The 24,016-nt window shown below is 63.8% G+C and carries 19 protein-coding genes; 7 read left to right on the top strand and 12 right to left on the bottom strand.

Annotated elements, in window-relative coordinates; genetic code table 11:
• Window positions 1-8: 8 nt before the first annotated feature.
• From CFB17_RS15890 to CFB17_RS15880, 3 genes are all read left to right on the top strand, one after another.
• A complete protein-coding gene (locus tag CFB17_RS15890) occupies window positions 9-599 on the top strand; it encodes a J domain-containing protein (RefSeq protein ID WP_088562562.1) in 591 nt (196 codons plus the stop codon).
• Window positions 600-785: 186 nt separating this feature from the next.
• Window positions 786-1,754 (top strand): cobaltochelatase subunit CobS, encoded by a 969-nt coding sequence (gene cobS / locus CFB17_RS15885; protein WP_088562593.1) that lies wholly within the window; start codon window positions 786-788, stop codon window positions 1,752-1,754.
• 102 nt (window positions 1,755-1,856) lie between these two features.
• Window positions 1,857-3,806 (top strand): cobaltochelatase CobT-related protein, encoded by a 1,950-nt coding sequence (locus CFB17_RS15880; protein ID WP_243389916.1) that lies wholly within the window; start codon window positions 1,857-1,859, stop codon window positions 3,804-3,806.
• Between the two features lie 217 nt (window positions 3,807-4,023).
• On the opposite strand, the gene CFB17_RS15875 is transcribed toward CFB17_RS15880, so the two are convergent.
• Window positions 4,024-6,423: a glucose/quinate/shikimate family membrane-bound PQQ-dependent dehydrogenase gene (locus CFB17_RS15875; RefSeq protein WP_088562561.1), complete on the bottom strand. Its 2,400-nt coding sequence runs from the start codon at window positions 6,421-6,423 to the stop codon at window positions 4,024-4,026.
• Window positions 6,424-6,831: 408 nt separating this feature from the next.
• On the opposite strand from CFB17_RS15875, the gene CFB17_RS15870 reads away from it, so the two are divergent.
• Entirely contained in the window at window positions 6,832-8,358 is a 1,527-nt protein-coding gene (locus CFB17_RS15870; RefSeq protein ID WP_088562560.1) for a UxaA family hydrolase, read from the top strand.
• A gap of 90 nt (window positions 8,359-8,448) precedes the next feature.
• Entirely contained in the window at window positions 8,449-8,943 is a 495-nt protein-coding gene (locus CFB17_RS15865) for a hypothetical protein (protein WP_165769652.1), read from the top strand.
• Between the two features lie 90 nt (window positions 8,944-9,033).
• Here the strand turns inward: CFB17_RS15865 and CFB17_RS15860 are convergent, their stop codons facing one another.
• Window positions 9,034-9,822, bottom strand: a complete 789-nt coding sequence (locus tag CFB17_RS15860) for a 3-hydroxybutyrate dehydrogenase (RefSeq protein ID WP_088562558.1) — start codon at window positions 9,820-9,822, stop codon at window positions 9,034-9,036.
• Window positions 9,823-9,906: 84 nt separating this feature from the next.
• On the opposite strand from CFB17_RS15860, the gene htpX reads away from it, so the two are divergent.
• Window positions 9,907-10,875: a zinc metalloprotease HtpX gene (htpX, locus tag CFB17_RS15855; protein ID WP_088562557.1), complete on the top strand. Its 969-nt coding sequence runs from the start codon at window positions 9,907-9,909 to the stop codon at window positions 10,873-10,875.
• 43 nt (window positions 10,876-10,918) lie between these two features.
• Here htpX and CFB17_RS15850 read toward each other — a convergent pair whose 3' ends face one another.
• From CFB17_RS15850 to mdh, 8 genes are all read right to left on the bottom strand, one after another.
• On the bottom strand, window positions 10,919-11,410 hold the full coding sequence (locus tag CFB17_RS15850; RefSeq protein WP_088562556.1) for a hypothetical protein: 492 nt from the start codon (window positions 11,408-11,410) through the stop codon (window positions 10,919-10,921).
• 132 nt (window positions 11,411-11,542) lie between these two features.
• Window positions 11,543-12,034: a hypothetical protein gene (locus tag CFB17_RS15845; protein WP_088562555.1), complete on the bottom strand. Its 492-nt coding sequence runs from the start codon at window positions 12,032-12,034 to the stop codon at window positions 11,543-11,545.
• A 46-nt stretch (window positions 12,035-12,080) separates the two neighbouring features.
• Window positions 12,081-13,490 carry a dihydrolipoyl dehydrogenase gene (gene lpdA, locus CFB17_RS15840; protein WP_088562554.1) on the bottom strand — a complete coding sequence of 470 codons (1,410 nt, stop codon included), beginning with the start codon at window positions 13,488-13,490 and terminating at the stop codon, window positions 12,081-12,083.
• Window positions 13,491-13,539: 49 nt separating this feature from the next.
• Window positions 13,540-14,808 (bottom strand): 2-oxoglutarate dehydrogenase complex dihydrolipoyllysine-residue succinyltransferase, encoded by a 1,269-nt coding sequence (odhB, locus tag CFB17_RS15835; RefSeq protein WP_088562553.1) that lies wholly within the window; start codon window positions 14,806-14,808, stop codon window positions 13,540-13,542.
• 71 nt (window positions 14,809-14,879) lie between these two features.
• Window positions 14,880-17,750, bottom strand: a complete 2,871-nt coding sequence (locus CFB17_RS15830; protein WP_088562552.1) for a 2-oxoglutarate dehydrogenase E1 component — start codon at window positions 17,748-17,750, stop codon at window positions 14,880-14,882.
• 138 nt (window positions 17,751-17,888) lie between these two features.
• Window positions 17,889-18,764 (bottom strand): succinate--CoA ligase subunit alpha, encoded by an 876-nt coding sequence (gene sucD / locus CFB17_RS15825; protein ID WP_088562551.1) that lies wholly within the window; start codon window positions 18,762-18,764, stop codon window positions 17,889-17,891.
• Window positions 18,761-19,933 carry an ADP-forming succinate--CoA ligase subunit beta gene (sucC, locus tag CFB17_RS15820; protein ID WP_088562550.1) on the bottom strand — a complete coding sequence of 391 codons (1,173 nt, stop codon included), beginning with the start codon at window positions 19,931-19,933 and terminating at the stop codon, window positions 18,761-18,763. Before sucC ends, sucD begins: the two co-directional genes overlap by 4 nt.
• A gap of 16 nt (window positions 19,934-19,949) precedes the next feature.
• A complete protein-coding gene (gene mdh, locus CFB17_RS15815) occupies window positions 19,950-20,894 on the bottom strand; it encodes a malate dehydrogenase (protein ID WP_088562549.1) in 945 nt (314 codons plus the stop codon).
• Between the two features lie 510 nt (window positions 20,895-21,404).
• On the opposite strand from mdh, the gene CFB17_RS15805 reads away from it, so the two are divergent.
• Window positions 21,405-22,019 carry a ribbon-helix-helix domain-containing protein gene (locus tag CFB17_RS15805; RefSeq protein ID WP_088562547.1) on the top strand — a complete coding sequence of 205 codons (615 nt, stop codon included), beginning with the start codon at window positions 21,405-21,407 and terminating at the stop codon, window positions 22,017-22,019.
• A 51-nt stretch (window positions 22,020-22,070) separates the two neighbouring features.
• On the opposite strand, the gene CFB17_RS15800 is transcribed toward CFB17_RS15805, so the two are convergent.
• A complete protein-coding gene (locus CFB17_RS15800; protein WP_088562546.1) occupies window positions 22,071-22,655 on the bottom strand; it encodes an ActR/PrrA/RegA family redox response regulator transcription factor in 585 nt (194 codons plus the stop codon).
• Window positions 22,648-24,000, bottom strand: a complete 1,353-nt coding sequence (locus CFB17_RS15795; protein ID WP_243389917.1) for an ActS/PrrB/RegB family redox-sensitive histidine kinase — start codon at window positions 23,998-24,000, stop codon at window positions 22,648-22,650. The genes CFB17_RS15800 and CFB17_RS15795 overlap by 8 nt, the downstream gene beginning before the upstream one ends.
• Between the last annotated feature and the right edge of the window lie 16 nt (window positions 24,001-24,016).

The following is a 24,016-nucleotide window of genomic DNA, read 5'->3' as shown; positions in this document are numbered from 1 at the left end:
TTTGACGCATGACGCAGGAACGGCAGACTTCGTCGGTGGACGACCATCTCCGCTTCCCCTGGCGCGAGCAGCGTCTGGCGGATGGAAGGCGTTGCTGCGCCTGGCCGGACTGCCACCGCGAGGCGTCGTTCCGCGCGCCCAAATCCCGCACCGAGCTGCGCGCCTTCGTTTGGTTCTGCCTCGATCACGTTCGCGAGTACAACAAGGCCTGGAATTATTTCCTGGGCATGTCGCAGGAAGAGATCGACGCCTATCGGCGGAGCGATGTGACCTGGCATCGACCGACCTGGCGCTTTGGCTCGGCCGGCAACCAGCAGGGACCGCGGTGGTACGACCCGTTTGGCTTCATGGGCGAGGAGGAGCCGCAGGCCGCGCGATCCAAGCCCCCGCCGCCGGAGGACAAACCCGGAGAAATGCGTCGGCTTCTCGAACTCGAGGTCGGTTTCACGCTGACCGAGTTGAAGACCGCCTACAAAGCGATGGTGAAACGCTATCATCCGGACCTGCATGCCGGCGACAAGGCGTTCGAGGAACGCTTGAAGTTGGTGATCGAGGCCTATAGGTACCTCAAGGACAATGAGCTCTATCTGGGCGCCTGACCTTTTGCTTCGGTGGTAGAGCGCTTAATGTCCTGGCGGACCGGCGCGAACATCGCTTCGCCGCGGGGTCCGCAAGCGTGGGCCTTTGATGCGAACGCTGTGTTCGTGTCCTGCCCGTGCACGAGTTGATTAGGAGATCCGCCGTTGCGTTCCGAGGTCGTCGAAGCCCAGGGTGACGAACTGCTGATGCTGCCGGAGCGACCCGATCGCCGCTTCGACGTCAAGGAAACCTTCGGGCTCGACCTGAAGCTCGAAGTCAGCGGCTTTAGCGAGCGATCGGTCTATGTCCCCGACATCGATCCCACCTACCAATTCGACCACGACACCACGCTGGCGGTCCTGGCGGGCTTTGCCCATAACCGCCGCGTCATGATCCAGGGCTATCACGGCACGGGCAAGTCGACCCATGTCGAGCAAATCGCCGCGCGCCTCAATTGGCCCTGCGTGCGCGTCAATCTGGACAGCCATATCAGCCGGATCGACCTGATCGGCAAGGACGCCATCGTCCTGCGCGACGGCAAGCAGATCACCGAATACCGGGAGGGCATCCTCCCCTGGGCGCTGCAGCGTCCCGTGGCCCTCGTCTTCGACGAATATGATGCCGGGCGGCCGGACGTCATGTTCGTCATCCAGCGCGTCCTCGAGGCGCAGGGCAAGATGACGCTCCTGGACCAGAACAAGGTCATTCGCCCGCATCCCTCGTTCCGCCTCTTCGCGACGGCCAACACGGTAGGCCTAGGGGATACCTCCGGTCTCTATCACGGCACCCAGCAGATCAATCAGGGCCAGATGGACCGCTGGAGCGTGGTCACCCAACTGAACTATCTGCCGCACGATGACGAATGCCGCATCGTTCTGGCCAAGGCTACTTCCTACGACACGCCCGAGGGCCGTAAGGTGCTGAACGCGATGGTGAGCCTGGCCGGCCTCACCCGGCAGGGCTTCACGGCCGGCGATCTTTCAACCGTCATGTCGCCTCGGACCGTGATCACCTGGGCCGAGAACGCCACGATCTTCGGCGACGTGGCCTTCGCCTTCCGCGTCACCTTCCTCAACAAATGCGACGAGGCGGAGCGGCATATCGTGGCCGAGTATTACCAGCGCTGCTTCGGCAAGGAACTGCCGGAATCGGCGGCTTCCCTGGTCTTCGCCTGAGCATCCCCGTGCATGCGCGGCCAGACCCGGCAGGCCCGGCCGCCGCCACACTTCGGATCGTGGCTGGCATGAACTTTCTGTCCCTTCCAGGAGCGGCATAGCGTGGCCGACAAGGACCGTCAGGGCATGGACGAGCTGCAGCGCGCGCTGGCGGCGACCGTCCGCGCGATCGCCGCGACGCCCGATCTCGAGGTGACGTTCAAGGGTGCTGCCACCGAGCGCCGCCGTGGCCCGGGCTCGAACTCGGCAGCCGCCGCCGGCGTACGCCTCAACGTACCTCGGCCGCAGGAAATTCATCCCGACGATCTGGCACGGCTGCGCGGCGAGGCTGACAGTGCCGCCCTGCGCCGCCGTCATCACGATGCCTCCTTGCACCGCCGCTGGGTGCCGGAGGGCGACGTCGCCTCGATGCTGTTCGACCGCATGGAACAGTTGCGCGTCGAGGCGATCGGCGGCCGCCACATGGCCGGTGTCCAAGCCAATATCGATGCCACGCACCGCCTGCGCACGCCCATGGCCGCGCAGCCAGACAACGAGGCGCGAAAGCCGGATGCCCGGACGTCCGAGGCTGCTGAGGATGGTGCCCACGATACCTCGCTTGCCGACATCGTCGACCTCTATGCGCGCGAGAAACTGCTGGGCTACGAGCCCAGTGCCGCGCAGAGCCAGCTCCTGCAAGGCTGGCGCAGCTGGCTCGATGGCCGTGTGGCCGAGGAATTACCGGCGCTCAGCGGCGAGATAGACGACCAAGCCGCCTTCGCGCGGCGAGTGCGTGAGATGCTGGTCCATCTGGGCCTGACGCAGGACATGGCGCAAAGTCCCAATGACTCGCGCGAGGAAGGTCAGGAGAACCAGGAGCAGGAAGGCAGCGACGGCAGCGACGACGACAGCAACGGCCAGCAGCAGGTCGATCCTGGCGAGACGGATGGCGAGAGCCAGCAAACGAGCGAGAGCGCCAGCGACGAGGGCGACCAGGAGCAGGACAGCGGCGAGGACAGTGCCGACAGCGAGGGCGAGCTCGGCGGCGAGGACGAGGGCGGCGAGAATGCCGATGAGCAGCGTCCCGCCTATATACCACCCGGTGGCGACGCGACGGCCTATCACGTCTTCACGACCGGCTACGACGAGGTCGTCACGGTTGGCGATCTTTGCGGCCAATCGGAACTGACCCGCCTGCGTGCGCAGCTCGACCAGTCGCTGGCCCGATTCGAAAACATGATCGGCCGCATGGCCAACCGCCTGCAGCGCAAGCTCCTGGCACAGCAAATGCGCTCTTGGAACTTCGATCAGGACGAGGGCATTCTAGATAGCGCCCGTCTCGCCCGGGTCGTCGCCAATCCCTCCTTGCCCCTCTCTTTCAAGCAGGAGAAGGATACCCAGTTCCGCGATACCGTCGTCGGCCTCCTGATCGACAATTCGGGCTCGATGCGCGGCCGCCCCATCGCCGTCGCGGCTATGAGCGCCGACATCCTGGCGCGCACGCTGGAGCGCTGCTCGGTCAAGGTTGAGATCATGGGCTTCACCACGCGCGCCTGGAAGGGTGGGCAATCGCGCGAGGCCTGGCTGCGCGCCAGCAAGCCCGGCAATCCCGGCCGCCTGAACGATCTGCGCCATATCGTCTACAAGCCCGCCGACCAGCCCTGGCGGCGTGCGCGCGCCAATCTCGGCCTCATGCTGCGCGAGGGGCTGCTCAAGGAGAATATCGACGGCGAGGCGATCCTCTGGGCGATGAACCGCCTTTCACAGCGCGCCGAGCAGCGCCGCATCCTGATGGTGATATCCGACGGCGCGCCGGTCGACGACAGCACGCTCTCCGCCAACCCTGGCAACTATCTGGAGCGGCATTTGCGCGAGGTCATCGACTGGGTCGAGACCCGCTCGGGGGTCGAACTGCTGGCGATCGGCATCGGCCACGACGTCACCCGCTACTACCGCCGCGCCGTCACGATCTCCGATCCGGAGCAATTGGGGGGCGCCATGCTGAACCAGCTCTCGGCACTCTTCGACGATGACGATGAACGCCGCGTTCGCCGGCGCCGCCGCCAAGACTGACGGGCCAGCCATCTTTCCGAGCGACCGTCGTTCCCCTGTGGCAGCCGGCATTGCTGCCATGGTGGGCCCACGGGCGTTCCCCTGAAGCGCGATCCACGGGGCGCGACACAGCGCGCGCATCCGCCGACGGGCTCGACAAAAAGAAGGGCCATGGCGAAGGTTTCCCCTTCCCCATGGCCCTATCGGCCGCCGCCCGTACGGGCGGCGGCGATCCCCTCTAGTTCAGCGTATAGGCAATGACCGAGTCGCCCAGCTTGGTGCCGAACGAACCGTGGCCGCCAGCTGCCGTCACGACATATTGCTTGCCACCCGCCTCGTAGCTCATCGGCGTTGACTGGCCGCCGGCCGGCAGGCGATCCGACCAGAGCTCCTGGCCGGTGGTGACGTCGAAGGCACGAATGTAATTATCCATGGTCGAGGTCAGGAAGGCGACCCCGCCCGCCGTCGTCAGCGGACCACCAAGCATCGGCATGCCGATCTTTATGCCGATTGGCAGGGGCGTCGCATCGCGGGTCGTGCCGACTTTATGCTTCCAGACGACCTGATGCGTGCGGAGGTCGATGCCAGCCATGTAGCCCCAGGGCGGATGCGGACAGGGCAGCCCGATCGGCGAGAGGAAGGGATGCAGATCGACGCCATAAGGTGTCCCGTACATCGGCTGGACGCCGATCTCGGAGCCCGGCGGGTGCTCCGCATTGGGTGCGGCCGGATTGTCCGGACCACGCGGTATCAGCTTGGAGACGAATGGAAACGCCATCGGATTAGCGATGGCGATCTGTCGCTTGGGGTCGACCGCGATCCCACCCCACTCGAACATGCCGACATCGCCAGGGAACACAACGGTGCCCGAAGTCGAAGGCGGCGTGAACGGGCCCTCGTACTTCATGCCCTTGAACATGATCCGGCAGGCCAACTGGTCGAACATGGTAGCACCCCACATGTCCGCGTCAGTCAGGGCAGCCTTCGGCTGGAACGTCAGTTGCGAGTAAGGCTGCGTCGGCGAAGTCCGGTCGCCGGGGGCCGCACCTTGCGGCACAGGGGTCTCCGGGGCGGGCACGATCAACTGGCCGTTGCGGCGGTCGAGGACAAAGATATTGCCCGTCTTGGCCGGCACGTAAATGGCCGGAACGATCCCGTCTTTTGTCTTCAGATCGACGAGGCTGGGCTGCGAGGGCGGATCCATGTCCCAAAGATCGTGATGGACGGTCTGGTAGGACCAGACCTTCTTGCCCGTGTCGATATTGAGCGCGACGATGGAGCTTGAATAGCGCTCCATCAGAGGCGTGCGATTGCCAGCCCAGATGTCAGGCGTCGGGTTGCCGACCGGAATGTAGACCAGACCCAGTTTCTCATCGACCGAGGAGATCGTCCAGGAATTGGGCGAGTTTGCTGTATAGTGATGATCGGCGGAGGGAAGTGCGTTTTCGTCTTCGGCACCGCTGTCCCAGGCCCAGATCAGCTTGCCGGTATAAACATCGAAGGCGCGCACGACACCAGACGGCTCCTCAGTGGAGTAATTGTCCGTCACGCCGCCGGCCATGATGATGTATTTTTGCGTGACTACCGGTGGCGAGGTACCCTCCCAGAAGCCCGGGCGGGTTACCGTCATCCCGTCCTTCATGTCGATCTCGCCATTGACACCAAAGGCCCCGCACGTCTTGCCGGTCTTGGCATCGATCGCGATCATGCGGCCGTCATTGGTCGGCAGGATCAGCCGCTCCGGACATTCCTCGGGTGCGGGCTTGCCGTCGCTGGTGAGCGCGCCGGTGGGTGTCTTATGGTAGGACACACCGCGACAGGTCAGATGCTGAAAGGTCGCGTCGTCCTTGACCTTGGGATCGAACTTCCAAATCTCCTTGCCGGTCGTCGCATCCAAGGCAAAGACCCACTGGTGCGGCGAGCAGAGATAGACCCTGTCATCAACCTTCAAAGGCGTGACCTCGAAGGTCGACTCCTGGGGATCCGCGCGGCCCACATCGGGCAGATCGCCGGTGTGGAACGTCCAGGCGACTTTCAGCTTTTGGACATTCTCGGGCGTGATCTGGCTGAGCGGCGAGAAATGGTCGCCATAGCCGGTGCGCCCATAGGCCTGCCAATCGCTGTCCGGCAGCGACGCGAGATCGGCTTGCGCCGGCCCATCGCTCGATGCCGACGGCAGCGAGCCGACGAGATCGTCTCCCGAGCGCGTCAACGAATAACCCAGCACGATCAGGCAGAGCACCAGGGCCACCGCCAGCGTACCACGACCAAAGCCCGTAATATTCCTAAACGAACCTGAGATCGGCGGCAGCAGCAGCCAGATCGCGATCGGCACGAGGATGTCGCCGCGTGGTACGAGTTGCCAGAAATCGAAGCCGACCTCGTAGAGGCTCCAGACCAGCGTCGCCGCTAGGATCAAGGCGAAGAAGGGATAGGCCGCCTTAGAGTGGCGGAACATCAAGACGCCGTCGATCAGGAGCGCAAGACCCGCCAGCCCATAATAGAGGCTGCCGCCCAGAGCGATCAGCCAGACACCCCCAGCCAGCAGGACAAGCCCGAGGATACTGACGACCACAGCGGAGATCCTGGCCAGGACTCCGCCGCGCTGTGGTACCCTCTGGATTCGGTTATCCGCCATGGGTCACCATCAAATCATCCATTTTCAATATCTCGCTTTCAACATAGCGCTCGGCCGCTCGAAACGTTCCGGCGACGGAGCGATGGACTCGCCATCCACCCCGTGGCGACCGCTATCGCGGCTGCCCTGTGGTCAAACGCTCGTTGAGGAGAATAAACCTCGAGAAAGGCCCAGGTAACGGCACGGACCGCCCAAATGGGTGGAGCAACCTTGCAGATTCGACGACCGTACCTTCCAGAAGAGGGCAGGCATTCGCGAATGCGAAGCATGGGAGACATGCCACGAATGCCCTTGAACGCCGTCGCAGGGCGAAAAAGCCGATGTTACGCCGTAGTTCCGAGCCAGCTTATATCTGGAACGATTTGATCAACGGTTTATGATCGCGCCAGCAGTTAAGGGCTAAGGCTAATGAGCGCACCGGCGACAACACTACGCTTGAACCGCAACGACAACGTGGTCGTTGCGCGAATCGACATTCAGCCGGGCACCGTGCTCGCGGCCGAGAACATCATCGCCAGCACGAAGATCCCAGCCGGACACAAGGTCGCAACGCGGCCGGTCGCCAAAGGGGAGCCGATCCGGAAATTCAATCAGATTATCGGCTTTGCGACCACCGATATCGAGGCTGGACAGCACGTCCATGTGCAAAACTGTGCCATGGGCGACTTCGCCCGCGACTATGCGATCGGCGCCGACGCCCATCCGACCCCGATGCTGCCGGTGAATGAACGCGCGAGCTTTCAGGGCTTTCTCAGGCATAACGGCAAGGCTGGCACGCGCAATTTCTTGGGCGTGCTCTCGACGGTCAATTGCTCGGCCTCGGTCTGCAAGTTCATCGCCGACAAATTCCCCAAAGAGGTCCTGGCGCGCTTTCCCAATGTCGACGGCATCGTCGCCATCACGCACGGCACGGGCTGCGGCATGGCCGATCGCGGCGACGGCTTTGCCACCTTGCAGCGGACGCTCTGGGGCTTTGCCGGCCATCCCAATTTCGCCGGCATCCTCATGATCGGCCTCGGCTGCGAGGTGAACCAGATCGACTTTCTCCTCGAAGCCTACGGCATCCAGCCCGGACCGCATTTCCAGGTCATGACGATGCAGGACACCGGCGGCACGCGAAAGACGATCGAACGCGCCACGGCCATGCTGACCGACATGCTGCCAGCGGCCAACCAGGCGACCCGCCAGGCCATCTCGGCCAGCGAGCTCGCCGTCGGCCTGCAGTGTGGCGGCTCCGACGGCTATTCGGGCATCGGCGCCAACCCGGCACTTGGGGCCTGCGCCGACCTCCTGGTGGCGCATGGCGGCACCCCCGTGCTGGCGGAAACGCCAGAGATCTATGGGGCGGAGCATCTCTTGACGCGCCGCGCCGTCAGCGAGGCCGTCGCCACCAAGCTCATCGACCGCATCAAATGGTGGGAGGACTATACCGCCCGGAACGGCGGCGAGATGAACAACAACCCATCGCCTGGCAACAAAGCGGGCGGCCTCACCACGATTCTCGAGAAATCCCTGGGAGCTGCCGCCAAGGGCGGGACCACGAACCTAGTCGACGTGCTGCGCTATGCCGAGCCGCTCAGGACCCACGGCTTCGTCTTCATGGACAGCCCCGGCTACGATCCCGCCTCGGCTACCGGTCAGGTCGCCTCCGGCTGTCAACTCATCGCCTTTACGACCGGTCGGGGCTCTTGCTTCGGCTTCAAGCCGGCGCCTTCGATGAAGATCGCGACCAATACGACCATGTTCCGCCGCATGGAGGAGGACATGGACATTAATTGCGGGACGATCATCGATGGCGAGGAGAGCATCGAGGCGGCCGGCCGGCGGATCTTCGACTATCTCTTGGACATGGCTTCTGGAAAGCCCAGCAAGTCCGAGCTTCTCGGCATTGGCGATAACGAGTTCGTCCCCTGGCAAATCGGTGCCGTGATGTGAGTGCCGCCATCTCACATCCGCGTTAGGCCCGGCAGCCATCCGGCTGGCCCCCCGTTCTCTTCGGCAGGACAACAAAAGGGGTCCAGATCGATGCAGATGAAACTTTTCACGACGTCGGCAGCCTTTGCCCTCGTCATGGCGACGGCACCGGCGGTGATGGCGCAGAACGCCAATGGCATGGGTAGCTCCGTGCAGTCGACCACGGTCGATCGCAGCAGTGCCATTGACGACAGCGGCATGGCCAGATCACACCTGGGGATGAGCGATCAGGATAGGGCAAGCGCCAGCACTGCCGCCGTCGGCCAGCCAATGACCGCCAGCGGCACGGCCTCAGCTCAGTCCAACTCCTCCTCGGAGAGTGTCCCAGGAACATTTGGCAATCCGGTGACTCCAGCCACGAGCCTGGGCTTCACCGACCAAGATCGCGCTACCACCAGTGAAGCTGCCGTCGGCCAGCCACTGCCGGCGGGCAGCACGGCCAGCAAACAGTCCTTCGCTCCGACTGCCAGCGTGATTGGCGAGGGGGCGCCCGGCCCGGGCGTCAAGATGCCGTCGGCGATGCTAGTACCACCGCGCGTCTCCTGATCGCCCATAGATGATCAGCTTGACCGGAGGACCCGCCGCGCCGTCCGACGCGGCAGGTCCTCCTTTAATCTGACTGGGCCTTGACCGGCCCTAGCCCGCGGTCCAGCCGCCATCCATTGAGAGGATCTGGCCGCGCATCTGGTCGGCCGCGGGAGAACAGAGGAAGACGGCCAAGCCGCCCAATTGCTCCGGCGTCACGAACTGTAGCGAGGGCTGCTTTTCGCGAAGCAGGTCCCGTTCGGCATCCTCGATCGATTTCCCCTCGCGCTGGGCCCGGGCCTCGATCTGCTTTTTGACCAGGGGCGTGAGGACCCAGCCCGGACAGATGGCGTTGCAGGTAACCCCGCTCTCCGCCGTCTCCAGCCCGGTCACCTTGGTCAGGCCTACAATGCCGTGCTTGGCGGCCACATAGGCGCTTTTCTGCGCGCTGCCAACGAGGCCGTGCGCAGAGGCGATGTTGATGATCCGCCCCCAATTGCGCTCGCGCATTTGCGGCAATGCCGCCCGCGTCGTGTGGAAGGCCGAAGACAGGTTGATGGCGATGATGGCGTCCCACTGCTCGGGCGGGAAGGTCTCCAGGGGGCTCGTATGCTGGATGCCTGCATTGTTGACGAGAATGTCCACCCGCCCCAACTCATGCGTCGCTGCCTCGATCATGGCAGTGATTTCAGCGGGCTTCGTCATGTCGGCCGCCGAATAGCCGACCCTCGTCCCATAGGCCTCGCGCAGATGCTCGAGCATCGCCTCGATCTCGCTCTTGTCGCCGAACCCGTTCAGCATGACGTCGGCACCAGCGGAGGCGAGAGCCTGGGCAATTCCCTGGCCGATGCCGCTGGTCGAGCCCGTAACGACCGCAACCTTGCCGCTCAATTGTCCCATGGCGTTGACCTCCCCTTGGCGCAATGAACTTGGCAGGTAGCAACCGGCTTGCCATTTTCAAAGCGTCGACATCGCGGAGGAAGGATGAACATCGCGCGCACCGGCCTGCTACTCGCGGCGCTTACCGCCCTGTTCCTGATCGTCGGCTTTTTGATCGGCGGTCGCGGCGGAGCCTTGCTGGCTATTCTCCTCGCACTGGCGATGAATTTCTTCGCCTATTGGAACTCGGACCGGATGGTCCTCTCGATGCATGGTGCCCAGCCGGTCTCATCGGAATCGGCGCCCGAGCTCTACCGTCTCGTGGCCGAGCTGGTGCGGCGCGCCGACTTGCCCATGCCGGCCATCTATCTCATCGAGAGCGACCAACCTAACGCTTTCGCGACCGGTCGCAGCCCCGAGCGAGCGGCTGTCGCCATCACGCGCGGCCTGCTTGCCAGCCTCGACAGGCAGGAACTGGCCGGGGTGATCGCGCATGAGCTGGCCCATATCCGACACCGCGACACGCTTACCATGGCGATGGCGGCAACGATCGCCGGTGCCATCGGCTTTCTTGCCAATTTCGCTTTCTTCATGGGTGGCAGTTCGGATAACCGCAACAATCCCCTGGGCGTCATCGGCACCATCCTCGTCATGGTGCTGGCTCCCTTGGCCGCCATGCTGGTGCAGATGGCGATCTCCCGCTCCCGGGAATACGCGGCCGATGCCGAAGGTGCCCGGATCTGCGGTCGCCCCGACTGGCTGGCCACGGCCCTCCAGCAGATCGAGCGCGATGGTGCGAGGCAAGTCATGCCGAGTGCCGAGCATAACCCGGCCTCGGCACACATGTTCATCATCAACCCTCTGCGGATGGACGGCATCGACGGCCTCTTTCGCACTCATCCCTCGACAGCGGAGCGCGTCAACCGGTTGCTCGCCATGCATGTTCCGGCCCCTGCCCCCACCGACAACCTTCCGCCGCGAAGCGGATCATCGCGCCTGTCACCCTGGGGCAGCGGCGGGGCAGCGCCGCGTCGCAAACGCGGCAGCGTCCCGGAGGCAGGCGGGGGGCGCTAGCGCAAGGGTTCGCCGCCGCTCCAGGCTGCCTGGTCAAGTAGGCTCAGGGCTTGCGCAGGAGCGGAAACTCGAGATCGGCCACCATGGCCGCCGCCTGCGGCTTCAAGGTCGACGGATCGGCCTTGAGGATCAGCCGATCGCCCTCCATGTGGCCGAACATGCGGGCTTTGTCCTGGCGAAACTCGAGGACGATCTTGTCGTCGGTCTCGGTCCAGGTACCCTTATAGGTGTGATTGCGAAAATTGTGGGCGACCGCGCTGCCGTCGGCACCTAGTTCCAGTTCAGCCTGGCTCATGTCGCCGATGCCCTGTCGGACGAGTTGCGCCGGATCCATTCCCGCCTGCTTCAGGAGCGCCAATTGCGCCGGCGGAACCACGGGCGTCAGTCGCTCCACGGCCTTTTGTGATTCAGCCTCCCAGGCCGGCCGGTCAATCACCCAACTGCCGACGGGGGAGGCAGCACTAGCTGCCAGACTCCAGGACAGTAGCGACAATGCTATGGCACCAACGCCGCCAAGACGTGCAACGCGCACCATCGATGATCTCCTCCGTCATTTGGCTGGCCTCCCCGTCCTCCGGGGTCCCCTTATCTGGAGAAATTAGACCGGGCTGTCGGGCTTCACATGCCTCATGCATCGCCCGGCAATTAAAATGGCGCAAGGAGGCCTTTATCGGATCCGCCTGAGGACGAGATGGAGGTCGCGCGACCAAGGGGCCTCGGCTGCTGCGTCGGCATCCAAGACGGGGTGCATGTCGATCGTGTCACCCTCAACGGCCCCCGCGAAGGCCAGATCGGTCGGATCGTCGGTCGCGATCTTGATGGTCTTGCCCGTCTCCTCCCAATGGCTGCCTTCCGCGATCACCTGATCGTCACCTCCCTCGACGCTGACGGTCCCATCCGGCTCGAAGGCGATGATCCTGGCCAGCCCGCCGGCCTCGGGGTCCTTCAGCTGCTCGAGCTGGCTTTCCATGGCCATCCTGGTCTCGTCGCGCTGGTCTTCCGGCAAGGTCTTGAACATCTCCTCCGCCATGGCGTTAAAGGAGTTCTCCCAGATATCGGCATCGATTCGCCAGCGGCCGGCGGGCGGGCCGGCAAAGGCCGGGCTCGCACACCCGAGCAGGACAAGCAGCAACACTGCTCCCTGTTTGATGGATTTCATGAAAGGACCTCATCCGCCGAACATCCCGGCGATAGGCCGGGAAGTCTTAACTATGGATCGGTTTGAAGAAGGTGGCCAGAGCAGCCTCCTTCACGGCCTCTTCCAAAGTCGGATGAGCGTGGCAGGTGCGGGCGATGTCCTCCGAGGAGGCGCCGAACTCCATCGCCATCGCGATCTCGGCGATCAGCGTGCCGGCATCGGCGCCGATGATATGGGCGCCCAGGACGCGATCGGTCGTCGCATCGGCCAGGATCTTGACGAAGCCCTCGGTGTTGCCGGTGGCACGCGCCCGGCTATTGGCGAGGAAAGGAAACTTACCAGTCTTGTAGGCGATGCCGGCTTCCTTGAGCTGCTCCTCGGTCTTGCCGATCGATGCCACTTCCGGGACCGTGTAGACCACGCCCGGAATAATGTCGTAGTCGATATGAGGCTTCTGGCCAGCCAGGAATTCCGCGACGCAGGACCCCTCTTCCTCGGCCTTGTGCGCCAGCATCGGCCCCTTGATGACATCGCCGATCGCAAAGATGCCGGGCACAGAAGACTTGAAATCTTCGCCTACCTCGATCCGGCCCCGCTCATCTAACTTGACGCCCAGGGCCTCGAGCCCGAGGGCCTCTGTATACGGTCGCCGGCCGATCGAGACCAGGACGACGTCGGCTTCGAGTGTTTCGGCCTCGCCACCCTTGGCGGCCTCGACCGCGACCTTGAGCGTGGGTCCCGAACTGTCGACACCCATGACCTTGGTGCCGAGCCTGAAGGACATGCCCTGCTTGGCGAGGATGCGCTGGAACTGCTTGCTGACTTCGCCATCCATGCCGGGCGTGATGCGATCGAGGAACTCGATCACCGTGACCTCGGCCCCCAGACGACGCCAGACGGTGCCCATTTCAAGGCCGATATAGCCGCCGCCGATGACGATCAGGCGCTTTGGCACACTCTCGAGTTCCAGGGCGCCGGTCGAACTGACGACGCGCTTCTCATCGATCTCGACCCCTGGCAACGGGGCGCTCTCGGAGCCGGTTGCGATCAGGATATTGCGGGTCGAGAGCACCGACTGGCCACCGTCGGCCAGGGCCACCTCGACCTCCGTCGGAGAGCGCAGCTTCCCAGCGCCGCGCACATAGTCGACCTTGTTCTTCTTAAACAGGAACTCGATGCCGTCGGTCAGGCCGATCACCACCTTGCTCTTGGCGGACTGCATCCTGGCAAGGTCGAGCTTGACCCCCTCGACCAGGACCCCCCACTCCGCCACGTGCGAGGTAGCGTCCTCGTAGAGATGCGAGGCGTGGAGAAGCGATTTGGACGGAATGCAGCCGATATTCAGGCAGGTACCCCCGAGACGGCCACGCTTTTCCACGCAGGCGACCCTCAGTCCCAACTGGGCCGCTTTGATGGCCGCCACATAGCCACCGGGCCCGCCGCCAATGACGACGAGATCGTAGGTTTCGTTGCTCATGGTGGAGGCTCCAGCAGAAAAACGAGGTGGTGGCAGAAAGGCCTTGCAGTCAGGCGTCGATCAGCATGCGCTGCGGATCCTCGATGCACTCCTTGACCCGAACGAGGAAGGAGACCGCCTCCTTGCCGTCAACGATCCGGTGATCGTAGGACAGCGCAAGATACATCATCGGCCGCGCCTCGATCCTGCCGCCAGGCAGGACCATCGGCCGCTCCTGGATCTTGTGCATCCCAAGGATGCCCACCTGTGGCGGGTTCAAGATCGGCGTGCTCAGCAGCGAGCCGAAGGTGCCGCCATTGGTGATCGTGAAGGTACCGCCCGCCATGGCATCCATGGAAAGCTTGCCGTCGCGGGCACGCTTGCCAAGGTCGGCGATCGACTTTTCGATATGGGCCAGGCCCATGGCCTCGGCACCGCGAATCACCGGCACAACCAGGCCCTGGTCGGTCGACACGGCAACCCCGATATCGTGATAGTGCTTAAAGACAATGTCGTCGCCGTCGATCTCGGCATTGACAGCCGGATAGGCGCGAAGCGCCTCGATCGAGGCCTTCACGAAGAAGCTCATGAAGCCGAGCTTGATGCCGTGCTTCTTTTGGAAACTGTCCTGATATTGCTTACGCAGCGCCATGACCGCGCTCATGTCCACCTCGTTGAAGGTGGTCAGCATCGCGGCGGTGTTCTGCGCCTCCTTGAGGCGCTCGGCAATGCGCTTACGGAGCCGGGTCATACGGACCCGCTCCTCACGCCCGCCAGCGGCAGGCTGGCCCTGGTCATTCGCCGGCACGCTGGCCGGCGGTGCCACTGGCTGTGGCGCCTTCACGGCGGTACCGCTGGCGGCAGGCTTGGCCTCGGCGGCCATGACGTCGCCCTTGGTGACGTTCCCCTTGGGGCCGCTCGCCGCTACGCTGGCGAGATCGATACCCTTCTCCTCGGCGATCTTACGGGCGGCCGGGCCGGCCTGGGCCGCGCCATTGCCCGAGGCCGCGACCTCGGCACTCTTGGGTGGCGTGTGGTCGGTAGCCTCGGCCGACTTCGAGGCCGGCTTTTCCGGCGCAGCCTTGGGCGCGGTGCCGGCGCCCGAGGCCTCGATCAGGCCGATGATGGCACCCACCTCGACGTCGCTGCCTTCCTCGACCGTAATCTCGGCCAACACGCCGGCGGAAGGTGCCGGCACCTCGAGGCTGACCTTGTCGGTCTCGAGTTCGACCAGGGGCTCATCCGCCGCCACGTTGTCGCCGGCCTTCTTCAGCCAGCGTGCCACCGTGGCCTCGGTGACGGACTCGCCAAGGGTCGGAACTCGGATCTCGACGCTCATACTCTTCCTCTTTCGAGTTCGGGTGCCAGCCGCAGCACCACTCTTGCCCTGGGGACGCCAGCCGCCCCGCTTTAGACCGTGAAAGCCTGTTCGATAAGGCCGCGCTGCTCTTGCTGGTGCTGACCGTTCGACCCTGTCGCCGTCGAGGCGGTGGGCTTGCGGCCGGCATAGCGAAGATAAGGTTGACCCTTGGTGCGCACCTTGTCCTGGCTTTCCATGAGGTTCTCGATCCGGGGGGCTGCGAAGAACCAGGCGCCCATGTTGCGCGGCTCCTCCTGGCACCAGACATAGCGCGCATCGGCGGGGAAACGTGCCAGCTGTTCCGTCATCGACCGCTCGGGAAAGGGAGCCAGCTGCTCTAGACGCAGCAGCGCCACCTTGTCGTCCAGGCCTCGCTCCTCGCGCGCCTCCAGGAGATCATAATAGACCTTGCCCGAGCACATGATGACGCGCTCGACATTGGCATCCGCCGGTCCGGGCTCGCGGTCATAGATCACACGGTGGAAGCTCGATCCCGGGCCGAAATCCTCGATCGTCGAGACGCAGCGTTTGTGACGCAGCAGAGATTTCGGCGTCATGACGATGAGCGGTTTCCTGAAGTCGCGATGAAGCTGACGCCGGAGCACATGGAAATAGCTGGCTGGAGTCGAGGGATACACGACCTGAATATTGTCCTCGGCATAGAGCTGCAAAAAGCGCTCGAGCCTGGCGGAGCTGTGCTCCGGTCCCTGCCCCTCATAGCCGTGCGGCAGGAGACAGACGAGGCCGCACATGCGCAGCCACTTGCTCTCGCCCGAGGCGATGAACTGGTCGAAATAGACCTGCGCGCCGTTGGCGAAATCGCCGAACTGGGCCTCCCAGAGCGTGAGGCAGTTCGGATCGGCCAGGCTATAGCCATACTCGAAGCCCAGGACTCCTTCCTCGGACAGGAGGCTGTCGAAGACATCGAAGCTGCCTTGGCTATCCGAGAGATTGGCTAGCGGGACGTAGCGTTCCTCGTTACTCTGGTCGTAGATGACCGCATGGCGCTGGCTGAACGTGCCGCGCCCGACATCCTCGCCCGACAGACGGACGGAATAACCCTCGTCGAGCAGAGTCGCGAACGCCAAGTGCTCGGCTGTCGCCCAGTCGATGCCCTTGCCCGTCTCGATTGTCGTACGTCGCCCGCCAATGACGCGCTTCAAGCGTGGATGGACGTCGACCTCGCTCGGCAGCTCGGTCATGCGCAGCCCCAGGGACTTCAGCGTGTCGAGGTCGACCGGCGTGGTTCCCCGATCATACTCCTCGGGTGCCCGCCGCAGTCCCTTCCAGACCCCTTCCAGCCAATCCGCCTTGTTGGGCTTGTAGCTACGCGAGGCCTCGTGCGCCCGCTCCAGCGCCTGGTAGACATTGTCCAGCATGCCCTGCGCGTCATCGGCCGTCACGATGCCGCTTTCCTCCAGCGCCTTGGCGTAGCGCTGGCGGGTCGTCGGCTGCCCCGCGATCGCCTTGTACATCAAAGGCTGGGTGAAGCTGGGCTCATCACCCTCGTTGTGACCGTGGCGGCGATAGCACCAGAGGTCGATGACGACATCGCTCTTGAAGCGCTGGCGGAACTCGGTCGCCAGCCTGGAGACATGGACGACGGCGACGGGATCGTCGCCATTGACGTGGAAGATCGGGCACTGCACGCCGCGAGCGACGTCAGAGGGATAGGGAGACGAGCGCGCGTAAGAGGGGCTCGTCGTGAAGCCTATCTGGTTGTTAACGATGATGTGCAGCGTGCCGCCCACGCGATAGCCGCGCAGCTGCGACATCTCCAGGCACTCATGCACCACGCCCTGGCCGATGAAGGAGGCGTCGCCGTGCATGAGGACGCCCATGACGCGCGTCCGATCAAGATCCTTCTTTTGCTGCTGCTTGGCGCGGACCTTGCCCATCACAACCGGATTGACGGCCTCCAGATGGGACGGGTTGGCCGTCAGCGAGAGATGAATCGCGCGTCCGTCCGGCAGTTCGCGGTCACGCGAGGTGCCGAGATGGTATTTCACGTCGCCCGAGCCCAGGACGCTGTCATAGACCGCGGCCCCCTGGAATTCGGAGAGGATAGCCGCATAGGGCTTGCCCATGACGTTGGCCAGGACGTTCAGCCGGCCGCGATGCGGCATACCGAGCACGATCTCGTCGACGCCAAGTTCGGCGCCCGTGCGGATGATCGCCTCCAGCGAGGGGATGGCGCTCTCGCCGCCGTCGAGGCCAAAGCGCTTGGTGCCCGGAAACTTGATATGCAGGAAGCCCTCGAACCCCTCGGTCGCGGTCAGTTGCTCCAAGATCTCCCGCTTGGCCTCGGCGCCGACGTCGAACTGCCCGGCCATGCCCTCGAACTTGGCCTGGATCCAGGCCTTCTGGTCGGGATCTTGGATGTGCATGAACTCGATGCCGACTGTCCCGCTATAAGTGCGCTGGAGGACATCGATGATCCGGCGCAGCGTTGCCTTCTCCATGCCCAGCACATAGTCGAGATAGAATTCGCGATCGAGGTCGGCCTCACTGAAGCCGTAGCTCTTATAATCGAGCTCAGGATGATATTTGTCGCCCGTTAAGCCCAAGGGATCGAGCTTGGCGATCAAATGGCCGCGTACCCGATAGGCCCTGATCAGCATGATCACGCGCAGATGGTCGCGGATCAAGGACTTGGTCATCGGGTCGTCGAGACCGCCGGCCGGCCCCAGATTGAGATTGGCGGCCTGGGCGAAGAGATCGCCGCGCGGCTTGGGCTGCACAGCCTCCCGCGCCCGCTCGAACAGACTCTGGTTCTCGGGCCCTAGTTCGTCGAAATAAGCCCGCCAGGTGGCATCCACGCTGGCGGGATCCTGAACGTAGCGAGCGTAGAGATCCTCGATGAAGGCGCTGTTGCCGCCATAGAGGAAGCTTGTCTGCTCGAGATCGCGGCGCGTTGCCATTACATCATCCCCACCTGGCGATTGGGCGCCACGCCCGAGAAGCTCTCCAGTGAGCGGCGCCGCTTCATCCTGCCCAAGGTCGACTGGAGCCCTAGCAACCCGTTCAGGGCCAATGCCATGACCGGGCCCGAATACCGACTATCCGCCGAGTGCCTCGCTCATTGCCTGGCCCAGATGGGCTGGTGACTGGGCGATGACGAAGCCGGCGCTCTTCATGGCCTCGATCTTGTCCTCGGCACCGCCTTTGCCGCCGGCGATGATGGCGCCCGCATGGCCCATGCGGCGGCCAGGGGGTGCCGTCCGGCCGGCGATAAAGCCGGCGATCGGCTTCCTGGCCTTGGCGGACTTCATGAAGGCGGCGGCGTCTTCCTCGGCGGAACCGCCGATCTCGCCGATCATGATGATGCCCTCCGTTCCCGGATCGGCCAGGAACATCTCGAGGACCTCGATGAATTCCGTGCCCTTGACCGGATCGCCGCCAATACCGACGCAGGAGGACTGACCAAGGCCCGCCTTCGTCGTCTGCGCCACCGCCTCGTAGGTCAACGTGCCGGAACGGGAAACGATGCCGATCTTGCCGGGATTGTGAATATGACCCGGCATGATGCCGATCTTGCACTGACCGGGTGTGATGACGCCGGGACAGTTCGGCCCGATCAGACGTGATGCCGACCCATCGAGCGCGCGCTTCACCTTCACCATGTCCAGGACGGGAATGCCCTCGGTGATGCAGACGATGAGCGGCACCTCGGCATCGATCGCCTCGAGGATCGCGTCGGCGGCGAAGGCAGCTGGAACGTAGATCACGGATGCATCGCAGCCGGTGGCCGCGCGTGCCTGCGCCACCGTGTCGAAGACAGGCAGGCCCAGATGCGAATCACCACCTTTGCCCGGCGTTACGCCACCCACCATGCGCGTGCCATAGGCGATCGCCTGCTCGGAATGAAACGTGCCCTGGGCGCCGGTGAAACCCTGGCAGATCACCTTGGTCTCGGCGCTGACGAGAATGCTCATGCCCTGGCTCCTTGGACGGCAGCGACGATCTTTTGCGCGGCGTCGGCCAGATCGTCCGCGGGCGTGATGGTCAAGCCGGATTTCTTCAATATGTCCTTGCCGAGCTCGACATTCGTACCTTCGAGGCGGACGACGAGCGGCACGGTAAGGTTGACCTCACGCGCCGCCGCGACGACGCCCTCGGCGATGACATCGCAGCGCATGATGCCGCCAAAAATGTTGACGAGAACGCCCTCGACATTGGGGTCGGAGAGCAGAAGCTTGAAAGCCGCCGTCACCCGTTCCTTGGTGGCACCACCGCCGACATCGAGGAAGTTGGCGGGCTCGCCGCCATAGAGCTTGATGATGTCCATCGTCGCCATGGCGAGGCCGGCGCCATTGACCATGCAGGCGATGTTGCCATCGAGCTTGATATAGTTGAGCTCGTGCTTGCTGGCCTCGATCTCGTGCGCATCTTCCTCGTCGAGGTCGCGCAATTCAACGATCTTGGGCTGGCGATAGAGCGCGTTGGAATCGAAATTCATCTTGGCATCGAGGGCCACGAGGTCGCCGCCGCCGGTGAGGACCAGGGGATTGATCTCGACCAACGAGGCGTCACGCTCGACAAAGCACGCATAAAGGCCCTTCACGAAGGCAACGAGCTTGCCGACTTCCTTGCCCTTGAGACCCAGCGCGAACGCAAGGGTGCGGCCATGATGCGGCTGGAAGCCAGCCGCCGGGTCGATCGATACTTTGGTGATCGCATCCGGATCGCGGGCGGCCACCTCCTCGATCTCGACGCCGCCCTCCTTGGAGGCCATGAACGTGACGCGCGAGCTGGTGCGGTCGAGCACCGCACCCAGATAGAGTTCGCGCGCGATGTCGCAGCCATCCTCGATGTAGACGCGCTTGACGAGCCTCCCTTGCGGACCCGTCTGGTGCGTGACGAGTGTCATCCCCAGCATCTTGGCCGCCAGGTCCTTCACTTCGTCCAGCGAGCGGGCGAGCTTGACGCCGCCGCCCTTGCCGCGCCCACCAGCATGGATCTGCGCCTTGACGACCCAGACCGGGCCGCCCAGTCCCTGAGCGGCCTCGAGAGCCTCCTCGGCCGTCCAGGCGACCTTCCCCTTAAGGATCGGCACGCCGTAGCCGCTCAAGAGCGCCTTGGCCTGATATTCATGAATATTCATCTGGCGGTCCCGGCTCCTAGAGCTTCACGGCGTCGCAAAGCGACTTTACGGCGGCGACCGATTTATCGAAGGCCGCCTTCTCGTCGCTGGCGAGCTCGATCTCGATAATCTTCTCGACACCGGCGGCGCCGATCACCGTCGGGACGCCGACATAGAGGCCGCTCACACCGTATTGGCCGGTCAATTGCGCCGCACAAGGAAGCACGCGGCGCTGATCCTTGAGATAACTCTCGGCCATCTGCACGGCGGAGGCGGCCGGCGCATAGAAGGCGGAGCCGGTCTTGAGCAACGAGACGATCTCGGCACCGCCGTCACGAGTCCGCTGGACGATGGAGTCAAGCTTCTCCTTCGTCGTCCACCCCATCTTGACGAGGTCGGGCAACGGAATGCCGGCCACCGTCGAGTAGCGAACAAGCGGCACCATCGAATCGCCATGGCCGCCCAGGACGAAGGCCGTGACGTCCTCGACCGAGACCTTGAATTCTTCAGCCAGGAAATAGCGGAAGCGGGCACTGTCGAGCACGCCCGCCATGCCCACAACTTTTTGCGCCGGCAGACCGGCTACCTGCTGCAGGACCCAGACCATGGCATCGAGAGGATTGGTGATGCAGATGACGAATGCATCCGGGCAGTAGCGCTTAATGCTCTCGCCCACAGCCTTCATGACGCCGGCATTGGTGTTCAAAAGGTCGTCGCGGCTCATGCCGGGTTTGCGCGGAATCCCAGCCGTGACGATGACAACGTCGGCACCTTCGATACCTGCATAATCATTTGTGCCGGTAAAGGCGGCATTGAAGCCCGAGACCGGCGAGCTCTCGACGAGATCGAGCGCCTTGCCCGCGGGCATGCTCTCGGCAACGTCGAACAGCGTCACGTCACCCAATTCCTTGAGGCCGATGAGGTGGGCGAGCGTGCCCCCGATCTGGCCGGCACCGATGAGGGCTAACTTCTTGCGCGCCATGAACCTTGCGACCTCCAAAATCCGCGTCGTCCGCGACGTTCGTCTCGTCCGCGGCGGCCAGGCAAGCGGCCTTTGGGGGTCACTCGCGCGCCAAGCGGCGGGCTTTCGAACGACAATTGCTGCATTGCCGAAAACGGCGTGCAGCGGCCGGCCTTATCTAGCTGTGGCTCCGGCGACAGGCAAGGCGAATGGCCCCGTCAAGGGACGATAATGACGCAGGTCTCATCATCGCTGCATGCAGACGAAACGTGTAGTTGAGGACTGTCGCTGGACAGCCACACTTGACCGCCAAGATCGCTGTGGTGGATGAGATTGGGGATGATACACCCTGATACGGGCACTAATCCCTGGAACCGATCCATGAACGACCTATTCTGTGCCCTTGTGCGACAAAGGAAGCGTACCCTGAGGCATTAATCCGGTGTACGATTACGACCGTGCGTGATGCGCACGTAATTGGCGAGGACGCCGGCTGCGGCGCCGGGCAATGGGGATACAAGGCTCGCAGCGATGATTAGAAAAACGATGCGTATTGGCGAGCTTAGGACGTCTATCAAGCTCGAAGCTGGATTTTGGGACCACCTGAAGGAGATCGCGGATTCGCGCAAATTGCGTCTCTCCGCGCTCATCAACCACATCGCGCAAGCGGACCCCGAGCGTACGAATCTCGCCTCCACGCTCCGCCAGTACAGCCTCAACCTCGCGCGCGCCCAGATCCAGGATCTGCAAAAAAGCGTTCAGGAGCTTTCGCTTTCAGGCGGCAGCGACGATCTTTTGCGGATCATCGACATGTCGCCCATGCCTTGCCTCCTCCTCGATCGTGATCGGGTGGTACGGCAGATGAACAAGGCGTTCACGAGCTGGCTCAACCTCGACGCTAGTGCCACCATCGGCAAGCGGCTTGACAACATCATGATCCTGCGCGGCTCCACGGTGCGCGAGATGTGGGCCTGCCTCATGGACGGCCGCCTGACGCGGGCCAGCTTCAACGGCACTTATGTCTCACCAGGTAAGGTGCGCACCGCCCAAGCCGTGGCCATCGGGCTCGGCATCGGGGATCGGCACGGCAAGCATGGCGGCGGCTATGCCGTCATGTTCGAGACGACAGCAAACACGCGGCTTTAGCCGGTTACCTCACCCGCAAGTCGGCGTCTCCGTCCGGGCAGCCGCCAATGGCTACTCGCGTGGCGCCCGTTTATTAAGGATCCGCTGCAAGGTGCGGCGATGCATGTTTAGGCGGCGCGCCGTCTCGGAAACATTCCGATTACACTGTTCGAAGACCCGCTGGATATGCTCCCAGCGCACGCGATCGGCCGACATGGGGTTTTCTGGCGGCGGTGGCAGGCTGGGGCCGTTGCTCAACAGCGCCTTGATCACATCGTCGGCGTCGGCGGGTTTGGCCAGATAGTCGACGGCGCCGGCTTTCACGGCGGCCACGGCCGTCGCGATATTGCCGTAGCCCGTCAACATAACGATACGGATGGACGGGTGGAGCTCGAGCAGTCGCTTGACGAGATCGATGCCGCTGCCGTCCTCGAGCCTAAGGTCGACGACCGCGTAGTCGGGCTTTATCGCGAAAGCCTGGCCCAGTCCCTCCTTCAAGCTCTCGGCCGCAGTGACGGCAAAACCCCGGCGCTCAAGCGCGCGCTGCAGGCTGCGCCGCAAAGGCGCGTCGTCATCGACGAGAAGAAGGAGGGCACCATCCACGTCGGCGGCCCCCTGCGTCGTTGCCGCGTCGGCCGGCCCAGCCAGCTCAGACATTGGGTCCACCATAGGCCGTCTCCTCGTTGAGCCCCTGAACGGCGGCGGCTGGCCAAGTGATCGTCACCCGCGCACCCTTGATGCGATTACTGAACTCGATTTTGGCGCCGGTACGGGCCAGAAGCGTCTTTGCAATGAAGACGCCAAGGCCCATGCCGCCATTGTCACGCCTTGAGGATACATAAGGCTCACCCAGCCAATCAAGGATCTGCGGCGAGAAGCCCGGACCGTCATCCTCGATCACGAGGGTGAGGCCCTGGCGCGAAGGCCTCACCGTGATCAACACCTCGGCGGCGGCGAACTGCAGCGCGTTGTTGATCACGTTTGTGAGGGCGTGGCGCAGTTCGGGCGACAGGACTAGATCGGGCTCGTCCCTGTCGTCGACGAAATCGAGCCTCACCTCGAATTCGACGCCCGGTCGGGCACAATCCTCGGCGATCCCCTCGAGCAAGGTCGATAGGGGGGCGGTTGTGAAAGCTTGGTGTTCGCTGTCGTCTCGCTGCCGGCCAAAGGTCGCCAGGATTTCGCGGCACCGGTGCGCCTGCTCGAGCAATTCGCCGGCCTCGACCATCAAGGGGCTGTCGGCCGGCAGCTCGCGCACCAGCTCCTTGGCGATGACATTGATGGTGCCGAGCGGGCTGCCCAGAAGATGGGCCGCAGCCGCGGCTTGGCCACCCAGGGCCGAAAGCTTCTGCTCACGCGCCAGCGCCAGCTGGGTAGCGGCCAGCGCCTGGGCATGGCGACGCACCTCCTCGGCACTGTTCCAGGCGAAGACGGCAATCAGGATCAGCGCCATGCTAAGCGCCGTCCAACTGGCGAGGAGATAGAGAGGCGGCAGGGTCAGACTGCCGTCGCGCCAGGGCAGCTGGCCCGGGAACAGGGCGAGGCAGGCGGCACCCAGAAGCGAAAGGCCGGTCAATACGACGATTTCGACGCGACCCAAGGTCGCAGCCGCCAGCGTGACCGGCAGGAGAAGGAGGATGGCGAAGGGATTTTGCAGGCCGCCGGAAAGGAGGAGAAGATAACAGAGTTGAACGATGTCACCACCCAGCAACATAGCCGAGACGCGCTCGCTGATGCGCGCCTTCGATCCGTAGGCGATGAGAAGGGCGCCGTTCGCGAGCGCCACCAGGGCCACCGCAGGCAACATGGCCAGGAGCGGCAGGCGGATGTCCAAGGAGTAGTGGACGAAGAGGATGGCGAAGAGCTGACCGCCCGTGGCGATCCAGCGCATCAAGGAGACGGTTTGCAGTCGGATGCGCCCAGGCCCGGCGGCACCGCCGAGCAGACCCGCCAGCTGGCGCTGACGTGACGCAGGGTCGGGCTCGTCGGAGAAGTCCAGCATGGATGACAAGGGACAC

The organism is Arboricoccus pini (assembly GCF_900187945.1).
GTDB lineage: Bacteria > Pseudomonadota > Alphaproteobacteria > Geminicoccales > Geminicoccaceae > Arboricoccus > Arboricoccus pini.
The sequence above is the reverse complement of the archived record's forward strand: the minus strand, read 5'-3'. Positions and strand labels throughout refer to the sequence as shown.